The sequence below is a fragment of the Caballeronia humi genome (genome assembly GCF_001544475.1).
Lineage (GTDB): Bacteria > Pseudomonadota > Gammaproteobacteria > Burkholderiales > Burkholderiaceae > Caballeronia > Caballeronia humi.
The window spans coordinates 1-21,002 of the sequence record NZ_FCNW02000004.1 but is presented as its reverse complement, the minus strand read 5'-3'; the positions used below and the strand labels follow the sequence as shown (position 1 = coordinate 21,002).

Genomic DNA, 21,002 nt, shown 5'->3' with positions numbered 1-21,002 from the left:
CTACTTCTTCGGAACCGCGCCTTCGATCATCGGCAGATCGAGCCCCTTTTCGCGCGCGCAGTCCACGGCGATGTCGTAGCCCGCGTCCGCGTGGCGCATGACGCCCGTCGCCGGATCGTTGTGGAGCACCCGGGCGATGCGCGCGGCGGCTTCATCGGTGCCGTCGCAGACGATCACGACGCCCGCGTGCTGCGAAAAGCCCATGCCGACGCCGCCGCCATGATGGATCGACACCCACGTCGCGCCGCTCGCGGTGTTCAGGAGCGCGTTCAGGAGCGGCCAGTCGGAGACCGCGTCCGAGCCGTCCTGCATCGATTCCGTCTCGCGATTCGGGCTTGCGACCGAACCGGAATCGAGGTGATCGCGCCCGATCACGACCGGCGCCGACAACTCGCCGCTCCGCACCATCTCGTTGAACGCGAGGCCGAGCTTCGCGCGCTGGCCGAGCCCGACCCAGCAGATGCGCGCCGGCAAGCCCTGGAAGCTGATGCGTTCGCGCGCCATGTCGAGCCAGCGGTGCAGGTGGTCGTCGTCGGGGATCAGTTCCTTGACCTTCGCGTCGGTCTTGTAGATGTCTTGCGGATCGCCCGAGAGCGCCGCCCAGCGGAACGGCCCGACGCCGCGGCAAAAGAGCGGCCGGATATACGCCGGCACGAAGCCGGGGAAGTCGAACGCGTTTTCGACGCCCTCTTCCTTCGCCATCTGGCGGATGTTATTGCCGTAGTCGAAGGTCGGGACGCCCTGCTGCTGGAACGCGAGCATCGCGCGGACGTGCTCCGCCATCGATTGCTTCGCCGCCTTCACCGTGCCCGCCGCGTCGCTTTGCGCCCGGTCGCGGTATTGCGCCCAGGTCCAGCCAATCGGCAGATAGCCGTTGAGCGGATCGTGCGCGCTCGTCTGGTCGGTGACCATGTCGGGGCGCACGCCGCGGCGCACGAGTTCCGGTAGAACGTCGGCGGCGTTGGCGCACAGCGCGATCGACATCGCGCGGCCTTCCGACGTGTAGCGCTCGATGCGTGCAAGGGCGTCGTCGAGATCGGTGGCCTGCTCGTCGACGTAGCGCGTCTTCAGGCGGAAATCGATGCGGCTCTGCTGGCATTCGATATTGAGCGAACAGGCGCCGGCGAGCGTCGCCGCGAGCGGTTGCGCGCCGCCCATGCCGCCGAGGCCGGCAGTCAGCACCCAGCGGCCTTTCAGGTCGCCGCCGTAGTGCTGGCGTCCGGCTTCGACGAAGGTCTCGTAGGTGCCTTGCACGATCCCCTGGCTGCCGATGTAGATCCAGCTACCAGCCGTCATCTGGCCGTACATGGCGAGGCCGCGGGCGTCGAGTTCGTTGAAATGCTCCCAGCTTGCCCAGTGCGGGACGAGATTCGAGTTCGCGATCAGCACGCGCGGCGCGTTTTCGTGCGTCTTGAACACGCCGACCGGCTTGCCCGACTGCACGAGCAGCGTTTCATCGGCTTCGAGGCGCTTGAGCGTCTCGACGATCTTGTCGTAGCACGCCCAGTCGCGCGCCGCCCGGCCGATACCGCCGTACACCACCAGCTCCTTCGGATTCTCGGCGACTTCGGGATCGAGATTGTTCATCAGCATGCGCAGCGGCGCTTCGGTCAGCCAGCTTTTGGCGTTGAGCGTGGTGCCGCGCGGCGCGCGGATTTCGACATCGCGAAAACGAGAGGATTGGTCCACACGAACTCCTGCGTTTTATGGGTGGGTAGGCCGGCTGGGATCAGACGGCTCTGCTAAAACGCATGGTCTTGTATATACAACTTTGGGTGAATTGGGGATTACCCGTTGTTATGTGTGTGAGCTGGCGGTCAGCTTGTGTAGACAAGCTTGCGAGCTTTTTGGGTTTCGGGGTGGTCAAAAGCGTCCTCGAAGTCGTCCAGTTCGCGGGCGGTCAGACCGACTTCGGGCATGACCGCAACTTTTCTCCAGTCTGATACGGCGTCGAGCACTTCGGTGAGCACAACCTTGGCTTCTTCGACGGTGAGCGAAAAGTACGCGCACGCGTCGAGCAGCATCTCGATTGACTCGACCGGTCCCGAATCCTCCGTCAGCCACGTCTTGGACTCGCGCAATTTGCCCGGCATCGGGTTCAAATCGAAGGCAGGCGAAAGACGCCAGAGCCCATCGCCGTCGTAAAGAAACCCGAGGTTTTGCAGATGATCGTCCGTGTTGGTGATGAGCAGGTTGAATGCGAGACGGCGCCAGAGTTGCTGGGCATCATCGGCGGGATGCGAGCACTTCTGGCGCATCACATCGACGATTTCGGTATATGCGTGGACGTCGAGCCGCGACGCCTGAAGCATCGACGCGGCGGACAAATATGGAATCCGCAGGTCGCCGGTTCCACGGTCGAAGCGTTCGATCAGCGCGACCGGCGTATCGCCGAGCGCGACGCACCGGGCATGCGCCGCCGCGATGCCCGCGCGACGTGCGAGTCGCAGCGCCAGCACTTCGGCACGTGTCACGCCGATGGTGTCGCTCACGCTGGGAAACTTGCCGATCGCGAGCTTGCCGTTCTCGTCGAGCACGGTACATTTGGGCCGCATCCCGCCAAGCGATGTGCCCTTGCCTTGCAGATAGCGCAGGTCTTCGGCGGTTTCCGTTGCCGTTTCGACAGCGCGCGTGGCCTGATACATCCGCTCGAGTTCAATCAGCGGCGGCGTCTTGCGGCGGCCGTTCTCGACCGTTCGCAGATAGGTGCCTTTCTGGCAGAACCGCAACGCGCCGATGCGGCTGAAATCGTCGACGGCGCACAGATAATCCCAGCTCGTTCAGGGGGGGCAACGCAGGGTTTGCCTTGCGGGCCCGAGCATGCGTGCGTTCGATGACGCGACGTCCCCAAGCGTCCGGGGCCGTATCAGCCAGCGCGAAATGAAACACGGAATCGACCGCGTTCGGCGCCCGGCGGGGCGCATAGCCCGGCTCCAGCGGCAAGTCGGGCGATATCTCAAAACGGTCCGGATTCAGCAGCCACGAATCGTCATAGGCGAATTGCGACACTTCACGACGCCCCTGACTGACGTAATTCAGATGCCCGACGGGAGTTCCCTCTGCACCGAGGTGAACCTCGAGCGATGAACTGATGCCGGGCTTCCCGGACTTTGCGATCTTGGATTTCATGGCGTCGATCAGAATGCGTTGCGGGACTTTTTGGCGGTCCGCACACGCTGCGGCAGCTTTTCGTCCATCAAGGCGAGGCCGACGTCATCCTTGCCGCTGTCCAGAAGGTCGTTCAAGCGCTGCAACTCGCCGAAGAGATGGAGCGCTCGCGCCAGAAAATGCAGTTGCACGCGGGGGTCGCCGCTTTCCAATCGCTTGACCGTGTTGAGACTCGCACCGATGCGTTCGGCAAGCGACTGCTGTGTCAGCCCCCGCCGACGGCGCGCGCGATTGATATCGTCGCCGAGCTTCGTGAGGGCGCGCTGGACAGGAATCGGAAGCGGTCTCTCAACTTTACGGCCCTTGGATGGGCTTTTAAGTGACTTAGTAGGCTCCATGTGGGCCATTATAGTCGACAGATAAACGATGACCAATAAAAGCCCTCATGCGAGCTATTAGTCCCTATTAAGGCCCTCACAAGGGCCATTATCTATAGCAACGGCAACCCCGTATCCCGCTTCACCTCCCGCAACGACAGCATCGACTCCACCGCCGTCACTCCCGGCAGCGCGCGCAGCACGTCACGCATGAACAAGCCGTACTCATCGAGATCGCGCGCCGCGACTTGCAGCAGATAATCCGCGCTGCCCGAGATGTTGTGACACGACACGATCCGTGCGATCCCCTGAATCTCGCGCTCGAAACGATCCGACAGCGCCCGGTCGTGGATGCTGAAACGCACCTGCGCGAACGCGATCACGCCGATGTCGAGCGCCTTCCTCGACAGCACTGCCCGATATCCGCCGATGAACCCATCGCTTTCGAGCCGCTTGAGGCGCCGCGCGCAGGGTGTCTCGCTCAAGCCCACGCGTTCGGCCAGTTTCGCGATGGGAATGCGGCCGTCCTGCTGAACCGCGGCCAGAATGGCGCGGTCGATTTTGTCGAGATCGTTCATGGCGGTTTCCTTCGTCGAAGCACATGTAATAGCGCTTTCCGCTAATTTCATCATCCAGAGTAGGCTAAAAAGCCAGAAAACGCTTCTCGATCAGCGGCACTATGTAGCCATTGTCAAAACGCACAACAAAAGACAGAGGTCATCATGGTTTCGCTTCATTTGCTCGCGGTGTTCGTCGGCGCGCTCGCCGTCGTGTATGCGCTGCCCGGTCCCGATATGGCGCTCGTCCTGCAGACCAGCGCGACGCGCGGCATGAAGCATGGATTCGCGACCGCCGGCGGGCTCGCTATCGCGCGCGCGACGCACGTGACGTTATCGGCGCTCGGCGTCGCCGCGTTGCTTCGCAGCGCGCCGTGGCTCTACGACAGCGTGCGTATCGCGGGCGCGCTCTACCTCGCCTACGTGGCGGTTCAAATCTTCCGCTCGCCGGCATTCGGCCTCGACGACGCCGCGCGTCCCAACGCATCGTCCACGCTGCGCGCGGCGGTGACGAAAGGCGTGCTGAGCAGCATCCTCAATCCGAAGGCGCTGCTCTTCTGCTCCGTGCTGCTGCCGCAATTCGTGCATCCTGAAGCGGGCGCGGTGTGGTCGCAGGTGGTGGAGTTGGGCGTGGTGCTGGTCGCGATCGGCGTCGCGTTCGATGTGACGCTCGCACTCGGCGCCTTCAGAATCTCGGGATGGTTGCGCCGTCATCCGCGCGCGCAAGTGGTGCAGCGCTGGACTTTCTCGGGCGCGCTGCTGGCGTTCGCCGTGCGCTTGTCGATCGACTGAGCGGACTGGCCGCGCGGTCAGTCGTCTCGAATATTTTTTCGGATTTTTCTTCGGTTAAGGTTGGCGCATTCCTACCCCATATTCGCCGCGCCATGAGCACACTCGAAGCCCTTCACGCGATCGTCAACGACGAAGCCGCGCCGCAGATCATCCGCGATCACGTCGTCGATTCGTTGCAGTTCGCGCTGCGCAACTACCCGGACTATTTCACGACGAAAGAAGTGCAATGGCTCGCGCAGTGGGACGACACGCGCATCCCGATCGCGGCCGCCAAAGTGCTGGGAGCGATCAAAACGGCGTAGAAGCCATTCAGTGCGTGCCCATCTTCGCGCGCCACTCGTAGCCGTAAGTCAGCGCCTGATCCGGCTCCGACAGACATTCGATGATGTTCACCACCTCCGGGTCCTTCACGAAACTGGCGGCGGAACTCGCGGCCAGAATCGCCGCGCTTTCCTGCGGCTTCGCGATCAGATAGCCCTGCACATAATCCACGCCGATTTCCTGCAGCGCGCGCAGCGTATCGGCATCTTCGACCCATTCGGCCACGCTGCGCATGCCCAGATTGCGTGCCAGCGCGACAATCGCCTCGACGATCGCGATATCCGCGGGATGCGCGCACATCGTGCGAACGAACTCGCCGTCGATCTTCAGCGCATCGGCCGATAGCGCCTTCAGGTATTTGAACGACGTGTAGCCCGCGCCGAAGTCGTCGAGCGCGATCTTGCCGCCCATGTCGTGGACACGCGAAATGAAACGCTGCGTGTTCTCCAGGTCGTGCAGCGCCACGCTCTCGGTGATTTCGAGACAGAGGTAGTGAACGATCGAAGGATGCTGCGCGAAGAGCGCGAAGATGTCCTCCATGAACTGCTCGTCGTTGAGCGACCCGCCCGACAGGTTCACGCAGATGAACTGCGTGTTCGGCAGCGATTCCTGGTTCTTCTCGATCCACGCGAGGAGCGTCGTCATCACCCAGCGGTCGATCGCGGCGATATTGCCCGACTCCTCCGCCGCGACGATCACCTTGCCCGCGGGCAAGGTCGTGCCGTCGGGCGCGCGCATGCGCAGCAGCACCTCGAAATTCAGCGATTCGGTCGGCGCCGAGAGCGACATGATCGGCTGCATCACGAGGAAAAGCCCCGGCGGGAGGCAATTGCGGCCGAGCGTCTCGACCAGCTTCAATTCCTCCGCGCGCTCCTCGAACGCGGCGGCGCCCTTGCGGTACGTGACAAGGTGCGTGTGCGCGACCTTCTTCGCCTCGCGGCAGGCGCGGTCGGCGTGTGAAAGCGCGTCCTGGACACGCACGCCGCGCGAACATTCGACGAGCCCGATCGACGCCTTCACCTGGAACGCGCGATTGCCGACTTGATACGGCGCGTCGCTCAAAATCGAGATGAGTTCGTGACATTGCGCGATGGCGTCGTCGATCGACGTATCGCTCATCACGCACACGAATTCGTCGCCGCCGATGCGGCCGACCGGATAATCGCGCTTGAAGTGCGCGCGGGTGCGGGATGCGACCTGTTTCAGCACCTCATCGCCGGAGCGGTGGCCGAACAGGTCGTTGACGAGCTTGAAGCGGTCGAGGTCGATATACGCGAGCGCCCACGGCAGCGTTTCCTCGCTCTCCGCTGCGATCGCCTTCTCCACGCCGCGGCGGTTGAGCGAACCCGTCAGCGGGTCGTGCTCGGCGAGAAAGCGCAGGCGTTCGATCGCTTTCGAGCGCTCGGTGACATCCTGCAACGATCCCTCGATCCAGCCGTTCGATTCGATCGCCTTCAGCAAATAGCGCCGCTCGCCAGTGCCGCGTGCGGTGGCGCCGCCCATTTCGAGCTCGCCGTCGCTGCCCTTCGATGCCAGCGCCTGCAGCGAACCCCACGCGCCCGCCTCGAAATAATCGTTCCAGTGACGCACCTTGTATTCGGCCTTGTGCAAGTCGAGCATCGCGCGCAACGCGGGATTGGCGCGCACGAAATGCCCTTCGGAATCGAGCGTGAAGAGGCCGATCGGCGTGACTTCATAGGTGTTGCGCAGTTCCGTCTGCGCCTGCCGGCGGTGTTCGCGCTCGGCGCGCATCTGCTCGGCGATCGCGAAGGCGGCCATCATGCTCGACGAAAGCGCCGCCATCACCGTGTTGACGCCGCCGAACAGCAGTTTCAGGCCGAAGGCGGCGCCCAGGACTTCGGAAAACGTCGCGAACAGGACGATTCCGAGCGACGCGACGTACCACAGCACGGTACGCGAGCGCGCCATCCAGACAAGGCGCGCGAGCAAGAAGATCAGCACGGCCATGCCGAAGCCGCCGAGGCCCCACAGCGCCGGAATGAAATATCCGTATGGCAGCACCATGGCGAGCGCGAGCAGTAACAGGCCCACGTACTGACCGGCGCGCAGCAGCCAGAGGTAGCCGACCACGCGCAATTCGCGGCGGAACAACTGGCTGAAAAGCGCGCCCGTCAACAGGTAATAGCCGGCGAACGTGACCTGGCGCAAGAGCGGCATCCAGTCGGGCGGGATTTCGCGGTCGAGCCATTGCGTGTCCCAGCCCATCGCGTTCGCACAGAGCCGCAGATTGCCGACGAGCCACACCGCGAAAATCACGTAAGTCCATTCGCGGTTGATCATCGCCGTCACGAAGACGAAGACGGCGAGCGTGAGCAACCCGCCGCCGATCAGGCCCGAGCTTTCCTGGAAATCGAGCGCCGAGTTGCGCAGATGCACCGAGTCCCAGCCGAGCGCCGTGACCTGCGCGGGGCCCGAGAACGTGCCGCGGCACACGAGCGGCACGTTTTCGGTGAGATACCCGAGAAAGACGGAAAAGCCGGCCTTGATCGCGCGCATCTCGCCTGAGGTGCCTTGCCGGTCGGCGTGGCCGAGGGGCTGCATCGTCGACGCTTTCCAGCAGGACAGCGTGAGCGCATGACGCGACGGAAACTCGACGAGCGTCGGATGCGCCTTTCCGGTCGCGGGCGCGGTGAAACTGAACCAGATGGGAGATTCGGAGAGTTGCGTGCTGAAACGCGTCGTGGACGGCGCGTTTTGCAGTTTTTTGAGCGCATCGGCGGGGCCGAGCCCCGTGCCGCGTTCGTCGAAGACGTGCATCGGCAGCGTGATCGAGCCAGTGGATTCGTATTGCCGCGGCAGCAGAAAAAGGGTTGCGATGGTCCCGATGGCGATGACGAACGGGATGACGTATACGGAGAAAAGGTAAAGCGCGCGATCGAGCCACGACCCCGTGTGCCGGTATCTGGAAAGGGAAAATAACGTAGCCGACGCCATACTGGAGAATCCCCGTTTTGCGCGACTCATGCCGCGCTGGTGATGGCGGGGGCGCCAAACCACGCCCGCCATCGCCATTGTGTTGTTACCCGGGCCCCCGGACTGCCCGGTTAATTCTTGTCACCTGCCATAAGCCACCTGCGAGGCCTCCGGGCATCGTACCGTTTCACGCTCGAAAGATAAATCTGCGGTACTCAAATCGATATCCGGATGATGCGTCTGAAACACAAAACGGAATAACGGATGAGCCGCTTCTTCCCAACGCTGCCGCGCGACACCCACTTCACCCGCCAAAACGCGATGTGGCAATCCGCCGACGTGTGCCATCGGAATGAACTGCTTCTCGCCAAACACATCTTCAAACAGCATGGTTTCGTATTCCCGATCGAGCGGCGACCGGGCCGTAATCACCATCCAGTCGATGTGCTGTTGTTCGCAATATAAAAAGAGGCTCTTGAACAACATCATTTTAACCACTCGCCCGACTGAGCCGCCCGCCACCCCGAGGCGAGTCGCTTCGGCGAGCCTCACACCGTTCAGATGGTCCGGCAGCCGCACCGAATGCTCGACGCCGAGCGGTGCGAATTCGTTCGTCTGAATCCGCATCGTGCCGAGCGGCGCGCCGTCCAGTTTCGACTCCGCGAGCAGAATTGCCGTGCCCGGTTCCCGATCGCAAGCATCAACCGTCATTTTTTCGGCGAAGTCGGGCAAATGTCTCCCGTACGCGGCGCGACGGATGTTCACGGCCTTGTGCAGATCACGCTCGCTCGAGACGATACGAATAGTAAACGGCATCCGTTCGGGTTTCTGAAGAGCGCGGATTGAAGAAAGCTCGCGACGTGCGGCATTTGCGTGACGGTCGAATTCGGCTGCTTCAGTTGCCAGGTTGAGACGATCCATGTGTAACCCCATTTTGTTGGCTATTAGAAAAAGTGCCGCGCTCGATCAAGAAAAAGACGCTCGTGCGCGGCGGAACGAGCGTCTCATGAGTTGTAATATCGGCGTGAGCGCTGGCAGATATTTCTAAACAAAATTCAGGGTGGGACCATCAAGAAATTACCGGAACTGCCGATAGACGACACGCTTTTCCCCAGCATTGAGCATTGCGCCTATTTACGCGCGCATTAGGTGCACGAGTTCCTTAAATCGAGTAAACAGGCGTAATGACTCGGAAAGCACGATTACATGCATTCCTAAGTCATCGAATCGAAAAATGATTGGAAAATCGAGACGCAAACGGTTGCGCGTGTCAATTTGATTAAATTACCGCGCGCGCAAAGGTTTACCTGCGGCGCATTACAGCGGAGTCGATGGCGGCAACTTGCTTGCGCCAATAGAAAACGGCTCCGTGAGGGAGCCGTTGGCGGGGATCGGGGATTCCGAAGGGGTCAGTCTTCGTCGTCGAGCCAGGGGATGTCGACGTCGGTGATGAAAGCGACCATCGCGAGCGGCCGCCCTTCCTGGCGTCCGATCTTGCCGTCCGCGCGCTGCCATTCGCAGCGGAACATCGTGGCCGGCGTGTCGGCGAGCAGCGTGATCGTGCGCAATTCGTCGGGATCGGCGTCCTCAACCGGGCCGTCGAGCGACACCAGCAACTGCTGGGGCCACATGCCGTCGGCGGGATCGTAGATCTTGTCGCCATCGTGGATCACGACGAACGCTTCCACGCCGATCGTCGACGATGCCTCGACGATCATCTTGCCGAGCGCGCGCAACACGGCGGTCGCGCGGCCCGAGTTGGCCTGGCGGATGGCCAGATCGCCGCGCGTAAGCGCCTGCTCGAGTTTCGGATTGGTTTTTTGTTGCGCCATCGAATCGCCTCTTTGTCTTGGATTCACCGTTCGACGGGCCCCGCCCGCCTTGGTTGCCAGGCGCGATCCTACCATCGCTGTCTCAATTTACTTTTCACACGTTTTTTCAAACGTTGTTTCAAAGATAGGATGTGCGCTGGCTGGCGGCAATTTTTTCTCCGCGCGACCGCAGGAATCGTGCGCCCTTCCTGTTCGGGCACTCAAGTCCTCGCGCAACCGACCGATAAGCTGTCTATCGAACTCTCTGGACCACGCTGCGGCCACGCCGTCAGCTCACCATGTGCGAATTTCCACCGACAAGGCGCCGCCCGCTGCCGGCCGCGCTCGTGAATCGCGAGCACGTCCGTTGATGCTGCGCACGCGGCATACCTTCGACGGCATCGCACTCGCTTCGCATCTGCAGCCGATCTACAGCCTGCCGCATCAGCGCGAGGTGGGCTACGAGGCGTTGCTGCGCGGCGAAGCGGACGGCGAGTCATCGTCCAGACCGCTGATCTCGCCGTTCGAGCTGTTCGCGAAGGCGATCGTCGAGGGATCGGTGGCGCGGCTCGATCGCATGAGTCACGCCGCGCATCTTGCCAGCGCGGCTTCGCGCCTGCCCGACGCCACCTGGCTCTTTCTCAACATCAACCCCGCGACGTTCACCGCGCCCGGCTACGCCGCAGAGCTCGCCGCGCTCGCGCGCGAGCGGGGCCTGGCGCCCGAGCGCATCGTGATCGAAGTGCTGGAATCGGGCGGCAGCCAGCTCGACCGCATCGCGCACGCGACGCGCGCGTATCGCGCGGAGGGCTTTCTCGTCGCCGTCGACGATTTCGGCGCCGGCCATTCAAATATCGACCGGTTGCTGACGCTCAAGCCCGACATCGTCAAGCTCGACCGCAGCCTCGTGCGCACGCAAGGCGCGCATCTGCGTGACGCGCTGTTGCCGAAACTCGTCGGTTTGTTGCACGAATCGGGGATGTTCGTCGTCGCGGAAGGTATCGAGACCGAGGCCGACCTGTTTCTCGCGGCGCGCTCGAACGTCGATTTCGTGCAGGGATTTCTCTTCGGTCAGCCCGCGCCGGAGTTGCCGCCGCGATCAGAGGCGAGGCCGCTCTTCGAGCGCACCTTCGATACGCTCGCCGACGTGCGCCGCTCGGAGCGCCTCGCGAGTGACTTGCTGCTGATGCCGTACCGCTCGCGGCTGACTGAAGCCGCCAGCCGCATTGCACAAGGTGCGAGCACGGCCAGCGCATGCGCGGCATTGCTCGCGCTGCCGTGCACGGTAAGCAGCTTTTTCCTCGATGCGCGCGGCCGCGAGTTCACGCCGGCGCTGCCAGGCGCGGCCGCGAAAGCGCCGAGCGAGCGCTTCTCGCCGATCGCCGATTCGTCGTCGGGACGCTGGGACAACCGCGACTATTTCGTCGAGGCGCTCGCCACGCCCGAGCGCGTGTTCATAAGCGCGCCGTATCTCTCGGTGACGGGGACGTCGCTCTGCGTGACGCTGACCGTCGCCGTGCGGCGCGGCGCGAAAGTGGTCGTCGTCGGCACGGACGTCGACTGGCGGCTGCTGTCGGGCCCCGCCGCCGATATTCTCTAGTCGGCGAGCGCCTTCGAAAGCGCCTCGCCGCCCGCGCGCAATGCCGCGACGTTGCCGGGCTCGAAGGTCCAGTGGCCGGCGGCATCGACGATGGAAAGCTCGGCGCCCGGCCAGTGTTCAGCGAGTTCGAGCGCCTGGTCGGCCGGACAGACCATGTCGAAGCGACCATGCACGATGTGACACGGCAAGTGCGAAATGACGCCGACGCGCCGCAACAGCGGCTCGGGCGGCAATTCGTTCGCCATGTAGTGGCGCTCCAGAAGCGCCATCGAGATAGCCGGCGCGTTGGATTCGCCGGTTTCCTTCCTGTTGCCCTCTTCCGACGGCGGCGCGTTCTCCTTCTGGGGCTTGTTCACCACCGACAGCGTCGTCTCGTACGCCGTCCAGGCGCGCGCAAGCCGCGTACCGGCTTCGTCGAAACGGGCGAGCGGCGCCTCGGCGAGCGTCAGGATCTCCGGCGCATTACGCGGCCGCTTGCCGGAAGCAGTTTCGATCGCGTCGAGAAAATTCCGATGCGCGTCCGGAAACACGCGCCGCACGTCCCACAGGAACCAGTCGATGTCCTCGCGTCGCGCGAGAAACACGCCGCGCAGGAGAAATCCCAGACAGCGCTCCGGATGCGCGACGCCGTACGCCAGCCCGAGCGTCGTGCCCCACGAGCCGCCAAAAATCGCCCATTTCTCGATGCCGAGCAGCACCCGCAGCTTCTCCATGTCGCCGACGAGCGCATCGATGCCGTTCGCCTCGAGTTTGCCGAACGGCGTCGACTTGCCGCAGCCGCGCTGGTCGAAAAACACGATGCGCCACGTCGACGCATCCAGCACCTCCGCCCACTTCAGGTTCATCGCGCCGCCCGGGCCGCCGTGCACGACGAGCATCGCCGGTTGGTCCCGCGGACCTTGCGCGCGCCAGTAGATCGTGTGGCCGTCGCCTACGTCGAGCATGCCTTCGTCGAAATCGATTGCTGCTGCTTCCGCCATGTATTTCTCCCGTTGATCGAGGCCTAAGCTTAAAGGACGGGCCAGACACGCGGCCCCCGACAGGCTATCCTTCGGGATTCCGCGTAAACCCGCCTCCATTTCCTGCAAAGCGTTTCGATGCCCCGAACTCTCGTCAAGTGGCTGTTCGCCACCTATCTTCTCGGCAGCGGCATCGTCTGGTCGATCCTGATTCTGCCTCTGTTTCCGTTCGTCGGCCGGCGCGGCCGCTACTGGCTCGCGCGGCAATGGTGCCGCGCGGTGGTCGTGATGATGCGCGTGATCGTCGGCGTGACGTGTTCCGTCGAGGGGCTGGAGCATCTGCCCGACGGCCCGTTCATCATGCTGTGCCGCCATGAATCGACGTGGGAGACGCTCACGTTCATGGCGCTCTTTCCACGCCGCATCAGCTTCGTGTTCAAGCGCGAGCTCAAGAAAATTCCGTTTTTCGGTTGGGTGCTGGTCGGGCTCGATATGGTCAGTCTCGATCGGGGATCGCTGCGTCAGGCGCATCAGGCCGTGACGCGGGAATGCGCGGAAAAGCTCGCGCTCGGCGATGCGGTCGTGATCTTTCCGGAAGGCACGCGCGTCGCACGATGCGCCGCTCAAGCTGGCTTCCGGCGGCGTGCGGCTCGCGTGCGCGACGCAGGTGCCGGTGGTGCCCGTCGTGCACGATGCGGGCAAGGTATGGCCGGCGAAGAAATGGCCGGACCGTCCGGGACACATCCGCGTGATCGTCACGCCGACGCTGCCGCCCGACTGCACCATCCCGCAGGAGTTGAACAGGCTCGCGCAGCTGCAGATGGATCGCGCGCTGGCGGAATTGCGCTGAAACGCCGTTTCAGTAGAGCGGGCGCACCGTGGCCGCGCACAGGCGGTTCACGGCGGAGATCAGCGTCTCCATCTCGACGGGTTTCTGCAAATAGCCGTCGTAGTTGACGAAGGCCGGCGGGTTCGGGTGGCCCGAAATCATCAGGAAGGGAATTCTTGCCAGCGCGGTGTCGTTTTTCATCGTCTGGCAAAGCAGCGCGCCGCCGAGCCCCGGCATCATCCAGTCCGACACCACGATATCCACGCGATGCTCGGCCAGTAATGCCAGCGCGGCGTTGCCGTCGTACGCGCAAAGCACGGTGCAATCCGCGTCCTGCATGCAGATCGCCCAGGCTTCGATGGTGGCGGGATCGTCGTCGACGAGCAGTACGGTCTTCATTTTCCTTTCAGTGACAGCAGGAGCCGTGCGGCAGGCGCTCTCGATGTGACCGCGCCCGACGAGATTTGGTTGCACCAGTATCGCGCGAAAAAGTTACGTCTGCTGAAATCATCGTAGCATTGGACGGGCCCGGCCCGATGAGCGTCGGCGGTTACTTCGTGCTGATGCGCGCGCGCCCCGCCTCGCGGATCGCATCGATCAGGCTGTCCTCGACCGGCGTGCGCGCGGTGTCGTTGCGGCGGATCAGGCCGATCGGCTCGTCGGTGCCGGCGAACGGCATCGCGAGCGGCGCGAGCAGGCCGAGCGCGATGTCGTGCTGGACCGCGCCCGCCGGCACGAACCACACGGCGTCGTTGTGCAGCGCGAGCGCGCGCCCGAGCGACACCGAGAGCGTCTCGACGAACGCGCTCAGCGCGTGCGCGCCGAACGCCGTCAGCACGCTTTCCGCCGATTGCCGGATCAGCGTCCCGAACGGCGGCACGACTACGGAGAAGCGCGCGAGCATCAACGGCGTCAGCGGTGCCTCGAACGACAGCGGATGATCGCGCCGTACGACTACCGCCAGCGGCTCGCGATAAATCTGCTCGAACGAGAGCCCGAGCATGCCCTCCGGGTCCGACACCCGCCCGACCACGAAATCGACCTCGCCCGCTTTCAGCCGCGCGAGCAGTTGCGCGTTCGAATCCGTCCACACGCTCACCGACACCGCCGGCCACTGCGTCCGAAAATCCGCGAGCGCGGGCGGCAGGAGCGCGGTCGCGACCGTCGGAAGCACACCGATTGCTACCGAACCCGGCACGTCGCCGCTCTCGCGCAGCAGCACGTCGACGCCTTCGCGCAGCGCCGCCACACACGAGCTTGCGTGCGGCGCAAAAAGCCGTCCCTCACGGGTCGGAACCGCGCCACGGCGCCCACGCTCGAACAGCCGGACGCCTAGAATGGATTCGAGTTCCCCGATCGTCTTCGAAACAGCGGGCTGGGTGATCGAAAGGCTGTCGGCGGCTCGCTGCACGCTGCCGAGCTGCGTGACCGCCAGGAAGCACTGCAGATGCCGGAACTTGACGCGCGTATTTGTGAAGTCGTTATCCATGACGAATGGTTATGGCTGAGCGCATAAAACATCATTTTCCATAACTTCGATGCTTCGATAAAGTAGTCATCAGAAATATCCCATTTCAACTTCAAAGAACAGGAGACAGTCGAATGACTTCGCCCATCCTCACACCGCGCGATTGGGAATCGCATCCGCCCTACAGCTACCCTGGTTACAGCTCGTCCGTGCTGCGCAGTCCGTCGCGTCCGCTGATCCCGCTGAAGGAAAACCTGCGCGACCGTCGCGTGCCGGTGTACGGCGCCGACGATCTCGGCAAGCTCGACCACGACCTCACGAAGAACGCCGCGAAGAACGGCGCGCCGCTCGGCGAGCGCATCATCGTGACGGGCCGCGTCCTCGACGAAGGCGGGCGCCCCGTGCGCAATACGCTCGTTGAAATCTGGCAGGCGAACGCCGCCGGCCGCTACGTGCACAAGAACGACCAGCACGATGCGCCGCTCGACCCGAACTTTCTCGGCGCGGGCCGCTGCCTCACCGACAACGAAGGCCGCTATCGCTTCCTGACGATCAAGCCGGGCGCGTATCCGTGGGGCAACCATCCGAACGCATGGCGTCCGAACCACATCCACTTTTCGCTCTTCGGCGATTATTTCGGTTCGCGTCTCGTCACGCAGATGTATTTCCCCGGCGACCCGCTGCTCCAGCTCGACCCGATTTACCAGGGCACGCCCGAGCACGCACGCGAACGCATGATCTCGCGTTTCTCGATCGATACGACGGAAGAAAACTACGCGCTCGGCTACGAATTCGACATCGTGCTGCGCGGCCCCGACCAAACCCCGACGGAGGCTTGAACCATGACCACGCTAAAACAAACTCCGTCGCAAACGGTCGGACCGTACTTCGCCTACGGGCTGTGTCCCGAGCAGTACAACTTCGATCTGAAGAGCCTCTTCACGCCGTCAGCAGCCGATCGTGAAGCAGCGGGCGAGCATATTTCGATCGTCGGCAACGTCCACGACGGCGAAGGCAAGGTGATCGGCGACGCCGTGCTCGAAATGGCGCAGGCCGATTCGACGGGGCACTATGTAGAGAGCGTCGCTGAAGCGAAGAAGTCGGGCTTTCGCGGCTTCGCGCGCGTCGGAACGGGCACGGACCCGAAACTGCGTTTTGTCGTGGATACGGTCAAGCCGGGCAAGACCGGCGACGACGCGGCGCCGCACATCGACGTGATCCTGCTGATGCGCGGCATGCTGCTGCACACGTACACGCGAATCTACTTCGAGGACGAAGCCGAAGCGAACGCGAAGGATGCGGTGCTCGCGAGCGTCCCCGAAGACCGCCGCGCGACGCTGATCGCGAAGCGCGAGCCGGATTCTTCGAGCACGATCTATCGCTTCGATATTTATCTGCAAGGCCCGAAAGAGACCGTTTTCTTCGATCTCTGAGCCCGGCGGTGGTGAAGTGGGGAGAGGCGTCCGGCACGATGGATTGACGCGTCGTGCCGGCGACGCTTTTGAGGCGAAGATCAGTGATACAGCTTCCACAACCATCCCGCGAACGGTATCAAAAGGGTGCCGAACAGCCATTTCCAGTGTTCCTTCGCAAACTTCGAAACTCGCTGCCGATGCGTCACGGTTACTTGAATGGTCCGGCTGAATGTCTCGATGGTTCGTTCTTCCTTTGTGCCGTCTACGTCGATAGTCGCTCGAAGGTCCAAATCGAGATCACACTCGCCCACGGTCGTTGGCCTGACGACCCAAATCCAGATCGTAGGTTCCTGCTCACTTAGCGCCTGAGTTTCGGGTGTGGTCGCCGTAATGTCGAACTGGAAGCCGGAAAGGTGCGCAGTCATTCGATTCGAAACCCTGACCGTGGCGTACTCGACGACGCCACGGGCACTGATCATTTTGACGAGCGTAGCAGGAGGTAAATGAAGATCGAGGCGCAATTCGACTTTGCCACGATCGTCTACATTCAATGGGCTGGGCGAGTTGAAAGCGATGTTGGCGCTGCGCATCTTCTGGAGCGTCTCATCGACAGCTGAAAAAATGGATGCTTCAGCGCCTGCGATTGTTGATCGACGGGCAGGAGGCGGTGCTGTCAGTGGCGGTGACGACGCCGATGGCTCGGCTTTGCGCAACCTGAAATGCGCGGTAAAGCCGACAGAGATAAAAAGGATCAGAGCTACTGCGACTGCCAGGAAAATCCAGTCGACAAGCGTCATGGTTGCCTCTCGTAAAGGGGCCGCAACGAATGATTTTAGCTCTTTTTGCCATATTACTTGGAATGTTTGTCCTGCAATCACCCTTGATCTCACGATGCTGGAAACGCTGGAGCAACAATTCCCGGAAACCCGCGCAAAACGCTTCTAAAGCGTCAGAGACTAACAACGACGAATCGGACCGAGTATCCGATACGTCCCGCTCAGACTTTGCCTTTTGAGCATTAACTTCGACCATCATGGTCTATAGTGTCAGCCGCACAAATATCAACGGTTTCAACCATGTCCGACGCCCCATCCCCTTCCCCGCTTTATCTCAAACTCATCGGTGAAACCGCGCAGATCGGCTGGTCCGAACTGGAGCGTTTCTTCGCGCGCGGCGTCCTGCTCAAAGTGGCGCGCGATCTCGATCTCGTGAGCGTCGCCGAAGCCGTGGCCAGCGACGATACGAAGCGAGTCGCCGAATGGCTGTCGTCGGGCCTGATCGAGCGCGTTCAGGCCGGGACCGCCGCCGATTTCGCCGCGCGCGATCCCGAACTGTGGGCCGTGGTGGTGTCGCCGTGGGTTTGTGTGCAGGAGCGCTCGGGCGCGCCGAACTGACGGCGCGTTCAAAGCGTTAAATAGCGCTGTCCCGCCGCGATGACTGGATCATCACGAGCGTATCGCCCGCTTCGATCGCGACGTGCGGGTCTTCGTAAAATTCCATCACCTTCCCCGCCCGCGCGAGTCCGACGATGATCGCGCCCTTCACCTCGTTCGTCATGCGCCCGACTTCCTCGGGCAGCGCCGCGCGCTCCAGCAGCGTCACGCGCCCGCGCGCGGAGAGCATGTCGGAGACGAACGGCACGACGTATTCGCTCTCGACCGCGTCCGCAAGCAGCAACCCGCCGATTTTCGTCGACGATACGATCACGTCCGCGCCCGCCTGACGCAACTGCCGCTGAAACACGTGCTCCTGAATCCGCACGACGAGCTTCACGTTCGGCGCGAAACTGCGCACTGAAAGCGTGACGAGGATCGCGGTCGGATCGTCAGAGACGGCGACGATCACCGCGTGCGCCTCGCTCACCTGCGCCTCGCGCAAGATATCTTCGCGCGACGGATCGCCGAGTAACCCCGTCACGCCAGCGGAGGTTGCCGCTTCGAGCGCATCCGGATTCGTATCGATCACGACGATGCGGTGCGCGTCCGTGCCGCTTTCGAGCAACTCGCGCACGGCGATCGATCCGCTCAATCCGTAACCGCACACCAGAATGTGCTGACGCAGGTTTCGTTGCAGGCGCTTCATGCGATATTCCTCGACGATACGGTGGATCACCAGTTGATACGCGGTGCCCAGAAAGATGAACCAGATGATGACGCGGATCGGCATGATCAGAAGTGCGTCCATGAGACGCGCGCGCGGCGTCACCGGCACGATGTCGCCGTAGCCGACGGTCGCGACCGTCACCATCGTGAAATAGACGACGTCGATGAGCGACATCGATTCGTTCGGCGCCTTCGATGCATCGCGCAGCCCGTCGCGATCGATGTAAAGGATTGTGAACGCGAGCAGGCACAATGCGAGCACGAGGTACACGCGGCGTAACAAAAGGCGCTGCGGCGAAATCGCCGGGCGGCTGAAGAGCGTACGCGCGCGCACCCGCTGCCACGGCATGCGGGCGTCGCGCGGGACGCGCATGCGCGGTTTCGTCGATGGGCGCGGTGAGGACAAATTCAGTATCTCGAAGAGTTCGGAATCGGGTGATTCTACCGGGTGCCTAGCGCACTGCGTTCAACTTGCGCCAGAGCGTTGTCTTGCTGATGCCGAGCGCAGTGCAGGTTTTGTCGCGGTCGCCGTCGAAGGCTTCGAGCGCCGCGCGGATTTCGTCGGCCTGGGATTTCTGTGCGCGCTGTTTCAGCGTGAGATCGGCGGCGTTCGTGGTCAGTTCGGGCGCGATGGCGCGCAGGAGCGATGGCGTGACCGCCGCGTTCGATGCGTCTTCCAGTTCCACCGCGATCCGCTCGATCACATTCTGCAATTCGCGCACGTTGCCCGGCCAGGAATACGCAGCGAGCATCGGCAGCACGGGTTCCAGCAGCGTGTGCGCCGCGCTTGCATTGCTCATGCGCCGCGCCAGCTTCAGCAAATGCGCGGCGAGCATGGGAATGTCGGACGCGCGTTCGCGCAACGGCGGCAACGCGAGATTGAGAATATTGAGACGGTAGTAGAGATCGGCGCGGAATTCGCCCGACTCGACGCGCTCCGTCAGCGCACGATGTGTCGCCGCGATGACGCGCACGTCGACCTGCATCGGCTCCGTCGATCCGAGCCGCACCACTTCGCGCTCCTGAAGCACGCGCAGGAGGCGGCTTTGCAGCGACAGCGGCATCTCGCCGATTTCATCGAGAAAGAGCGTGCCGCGATGCGCGGTCTCGATCAGCCCCGCCTTGCCGCCGCGCCGCGCACCGGTGAACGCGCCTTCCTCGTAGCCGAAGAGTTCGCTTTCCAGCAACGTGTCCGGAAACGCGCCGCAGTTGAGCGCGACGAACGCGAACTCGCGCCGCGCGCTCGCGTTGTGGATGCCCTGCGCCGCCAGTTCCTTGCCCGTGCCGCTCTCGCCGCGGATCAGCACGGTCGCGTCCGAACGCGCGTAGCGCAGCATGCGCCGGCGGACCTGATCGATCGTGTCGCATTCCCCGAGCATGTCGCCAACGACGTAGCGCGCCACCAGTTGCGGCGCGCGCTGCCGCGAGCGTACCGAGCGGTCCATGCGCTGCAACGCGACCGATTCCTGAAACGTGACGATCGCGCCCGCCGCGCGGCCCTCGCCCAACGCGCTGCGGTGGATCACGTAGCTCGTGCCGCGCACGGTTTCCAGCGTTTCGCCCGCCTCCTGCGGCACCGCCGCCGCCACTTCCGGCGCGAGCTCGGCGAGGCTCCGCCCCACCACTTCCGATGGCGCCGCCCTCAGCATTTCGGCCATCTTCCCCGAGAGCGCCTCGATGCGGCCGTCGGCGTTGAGCGCGAGCACGCCGTCGCGCAGGTTTTGCAACACCTGATCGAGCCGGCGGCGGCGCATCGTGGCGGCGAGCGTCGCGCGGGCGACTTCGAGCGCGGTATCGAACGCGGCCTGCACCGAAGCGCGCGAATACAGGAACACCGACTTCAACCCTGCCTTCTCCGCCAGCTCCGTCACGAGCCCCGGCCCGACGATCGCCTCGACGCCTCTATCGCGCAAATCGAGCACGCACGCCTCGGCGTCCTGCGCCGCCAGATACGACGACGTCTCGACGCTCACGCCGAACGCCGCGAAAAAGCGTTTGAGCTCGGACGGCGTCTCGCCGTGCGTGACGAGCGCGACCGCCTGTGCCTCGCGGCGGGCACGCGCGAGCGCGTGCATCACGTCGAAACCGGTCGGCGTGACGAGTACGACCGGCAAGCCGGTGCGCGCCTTCAGATAGCTGCCGTTCGATCCGGCCGCGACGATCACGTCCGGCCGATCGACGCCCGCGCTCTCGATTTCCTGCAACGCGTCCTCGAAACCGCGCGCGACGATGCGCAGGTCGGCGAGTGGATCGTAGTCGGCGGAGATATCGCGGTAGAGATCGCGCAGCTTGCTGATGCCGATTGCCCAGATGCGCGGGCGGGCGTTTTCTAGCGGAGTCATGTTTTCAGGTCGACGCGGATAGCTGAATGGTAGCTCCGTTTTCCCGATGTGAAAGCAGCGATTTCATTTTTGAAATAAAACGGCGAGGCGCTCGGACAAGAATTCCTTTGCAATCAATGCCATAGCGAAGTGGCCTGTAACTTGCCTGATAAGCACCGTTCCCTGGAGATACCCGATGAAATCAGAACAACCCTCAAGCGCCGGCGCCCGGTTCCGCGCGGCCGTCGCCAACGAAGCGCCGTTGCAGGTCGTCGGCGCGATTACGGCTTATGCCGCGAAGATGGCCGAAGCGGTCGGTTTCAAGGCGCTCTATCTGTCAGGCGGCGGCGTCGCGGCGAACTCGCTCGGCGTGCCCGACCTCGGCATCAGCACGATGGACGACGTCCT

The 21,002-nt window shown here is 63.2% G+C and carries 18 protein-coding genes and 3 pseudogenes; 8 read left to right on the top strand and 13 right to left on the bottom strand.

Going from position 1 to position 21,002, the window contains the following annotated elements; translation table 11 throughout:
* The 4 genes and pseudogenes from hutU to AWB65_RS06395 form a co-directional block, all read right to left on the bottom strand.
* Nucleotides 1-1,689: a urocanate hydratase gene (hutU, locus tag AWB65_RS06410; RefSeq protein ID WP_087666347.1), complete on the bottom strand. Its 1,689-nt coding sequence runs from the start codon at nt 1,687-1,689 to the stop codon at nt 1-3.
* A 128-nt stretch (nt 1,690-1,817) separates the two neighbouring features.
* Nucleotides 1,818-3,129 (bottom strand): annotated as a pseudogene (locus AWB65_RS06405) (type II toxin-antitoxin system HipA family toxin).
* Nucleotides 3,130-3,137: 8 nt separating this feature from the next.
* Nucleotides 3,138-3,542 carry a helix-turn-helix domain-containing protein gene (locus AWB65_RS06400; protein ID WP_327357439.1) on the bottom strand — a complete coding sequence of 135 codons (405 nt, stop codon included), beginning with the start codon at nt 3,540-3,542 and terminating at the stop codon, nt 3,138-3,140.
* A gap of 56 nt (nt 3,543-3,598) precedes the next feature.
* On the bottom strand, nt 3,599-4,063 hold the full coding sequence (locus tag AWB65_RS06395) for an Lrp/AsnC family transcriptional regulator (protein WP_087666346.1): 465 nt from the start codon (nt 4,061-4,063) through the stop codon (nt 3,599-3,601).
* Nucleotides 4,064-4,207: 144 nt separating this feature from the next.
* Between AWB65_RS06395 and AWB65_RS06390 the strand changes: the two genes are divergently transcribed.
* Together AWB65_RS06390 and AWB65_RS06385 are read left to right on the top strand one after the other, a co-directional pair.
* Nucleotides 4,208-4,834: a LysE family translocator gene (locus AWB65_RS06390; RefSeq protein ID WP_087666345.1), complete on the top strand. Its 627-nt coding sequence runs from the start codon at nt 4,208-4,210 to the stop codon at nt 4,832-4,834.
* A 92-nt stretch (nt 4,835-4,926) separates the two neighbouring features.
* Nucleotides 4,927-5,136: a hypothetical protein gene (locus AWB65_RS06385; protein ID WP_087657254.1), complete on the top strand. Its 210-nt coding sequence runs from the start codon at nt 4,927-4,929 to the stop codon at nt 5,134-5,136.
* A 7-nt stretch (nt 5,137-5,143) separates the two neighbouring features.
* Here the strand turns inward: AWB65_RS06385 and AWB65_RS06380 are convergent, their stop codons facing one another.
* The 3 genes from AWB65_RS06380 to AWB65_RS06370 all read right to left on the bottom strand — a co-directional run bounded on the left by AWB65_RS06380 (nt 5,144) and on the right by AWB65_RS06370 (nt 9,921).
* A complete protein-coding gene (locus AWB65_RS06380; protein WP_087666344.1) occupies nt 5,144-8,110 on the bottom strand; it encodes a putative bifunctional diguanylate cyclase/phosphodiesterase in 2,967 nt (988 codons plus the stop codon).
* A 120-nt stretch (nt 8,111-8,230) separates the two neighbouring features.
* A complete protein-coding gene (locus tag AWB65_RS06375) occupies nt 8,231-9,010 on the bottom strand; it encodes an N-acyl amino acid synthase FeeM domain-containing protein (protein ID WP_087666343.1) in 780 nt (259 codons plus the stop codon).
* 488 nt (nt 9,011-9,498) lie between these two features.
* Complete coding sequence (locus tag AWB65_RS06370; RefSeq protein ID WP_087657251.1) at nt 9,499-9,921, bottom strand: hypothetical protein; 423 nt, start codon at nt 9,919-9,921, stop codon at nt 9,499-9,501.
* Between the two features lie 349 nt (nt 9,922-10,270).
* On the opposite strand from AWB65_RS06370, the gene AWB65_RS06365 reads away from it, so the two are divergent.
* Complete coding sequence (locus tag AWB65_RS06365; RefSeq protein WP_087666342.1) at nt 10,271-11,500, top strand: sensor domain-containing phosphodiesterase; 1,230 nt, start codon at nt 10,271-10,273, stop codon at nt 11,498-11,500.
* Here the strand turns inward: AWB65_RS06365 and pip are convergent.
* Complete coding sequence (gene pip / locus AWB65_RS06360; RefSeq protein WP_087666341.1) at nt 11,497-12,480, bottom strand: prolyl aminopeptidase; 984 nt, start codon at nt 12,478-12,480, stop codon at nt 11,497-11,499. The two genes, AWB65_RS06365 and pip, sit on opposite strands and share 4 nt — an antisense overlap.
* Before the next feature lie 117 nt (nt 12,481-12,597).
* Between pip and AWB65_RS06355 the strand changes: the two are divergent.
* Nucleotides 12,598-13,309: pseudogene (locus AWB65_RS06355) on the top strand (lysophospholipid acyltransferase family protein).
* A gap of 9 nt (nt 13,310-13,318) precedes the next feature.
* On the opposite strand, the gene AWB65_RS06350 reads toward AWB65_RS06355, so the two are convergent.
* Complete coding sequence (locus AWB65_RS06350) at nt 13,319-13,687, bottom strand: response regulator transcription factor (protein ID WP_087666340.1); 369 nt, start codon at nt 13,685-13,687, stop codon at nt 13,319-13,321.
* Between the two features lie 151 nt (nt 13,688-13,838).
* Nucleotides 13,839-14,777: a pca operon transcription factor PcaQ gene (gene pcaQ, locus AWB65_RS06345; protein ID WP_087666339.1), complete on the bottom strand. Its 939-nt coding sequence runs from the start codon at nt 14,775-14,777 to the stop codon at nt 13,839-13,841.
* 113 nt (nt 14,778-14,890) lie between these two features.
* On the opposite strand from pcaQ, the gene pcaH reads away from it, so the two are divergent.
* Both pcaH and pcaG read left to right on the top strand, forming a co-directional pair.
* The gene (gene pcaH, locus AWB65_RS06340; protein ID WP_087666338.1) at nt 14,891-15,595 is read left to right on the top strand and encodes a protocatechuate 3,4-dioxygenase subunit beta; all 705 of its coding nucleotides are present in this window, start codon (nt 14,891-14,893) and stop codon (nt 15,593-15,595) included.
* 3 nt (nt 15,596-15,598) lie between these two features.
* Nucleotides 15,599-16,189 carry a protocatechuate 3,4-dioxygenase subunit alpha gene (gene pcaG / locus AWB65_RS06335; RefSeq protein ID WP_087666337.1) on the top strand — a complete coding sequence of 197 codons (591 nt, stop codon included), beginning with the start codon at nt 15,599-15,601 and terminating at the stop codon, nt 16,187-16,189.
* An 80-nt stretch (nt 16,190-16,269) separates the two neighbouring features.
* On the opposite strand, the gene AWB65_RS35445 is transcribed toward pcaG, so the two are convergent.
* Nucleotides 16,270-16,968 (bottom strand): hypothetical protein, encoded by a 699-nt coding sequence (locus AWB65_RS35445; RefSeq protein WP_125474076.1) that lies wholly within the window; start codon nt 16,966-16,968, stop codon nt 16,270-16,272.
* Nucleotides 16,969-17,247: 279 nt separating this feature from the next.
* Between AWB65_RS35445 and AWB65_RS06325 the strand changes: the two genes are divergently transcribed.
* Entirely contained in the window at nt 17,248-17,565 is a 318-nt protein-coding gene (locus AWB65_RS06325; RefSeq protein ID WP_087666335.1) for a DUF2288 domain-containing protein, read from the top strand.
* Nucleotides 17,566-17,581: 16 nt separating this feature from the next.
* Here the strand turns inward: AWB65_RS06325 and AWB65_RS06320 are convergent, their stop codons facing one another.
* Nucleotides 17,582-18,646 carry a potassium channel family protein gene (locus AWB65_RS06320; RefSeq protein WP_087666334.1) on the bottom strand — a complete coding sequence of 355 codons (1,065 nt, stop codon included), beginning with the start codon at nt 18,644-18,646 and terminating at the stop codon, nt 17,582-17,584.
* A 79-nt stretch (nt 18,647-18,725) separates the two neighbouring features.
* The gene (prpR, locus tag AWB65_RS06315) at nt 18,726-20,615 is read right to left on the bottom strand and encodes a propionate catabolism operon regulatory protein PrpR (protein WP_087666333.1); all 1,890 of its coding nucleotides are present in this window, start codon (nt 20,613-20,615) and stop codon (nt 18,726-18,728) included.
* 175 nt (nt 20,616-20,790) lie between these two features.
* On the opposite strand from prpR, the pseudogene prpB reads away from it, so the two are divergent.
* A pseudogene (gene prpB / locus AWB65_RS06310) lies at nt 20,791-21,002 on the top strand (methylisocitrate lyase); the annotation flags it as partial.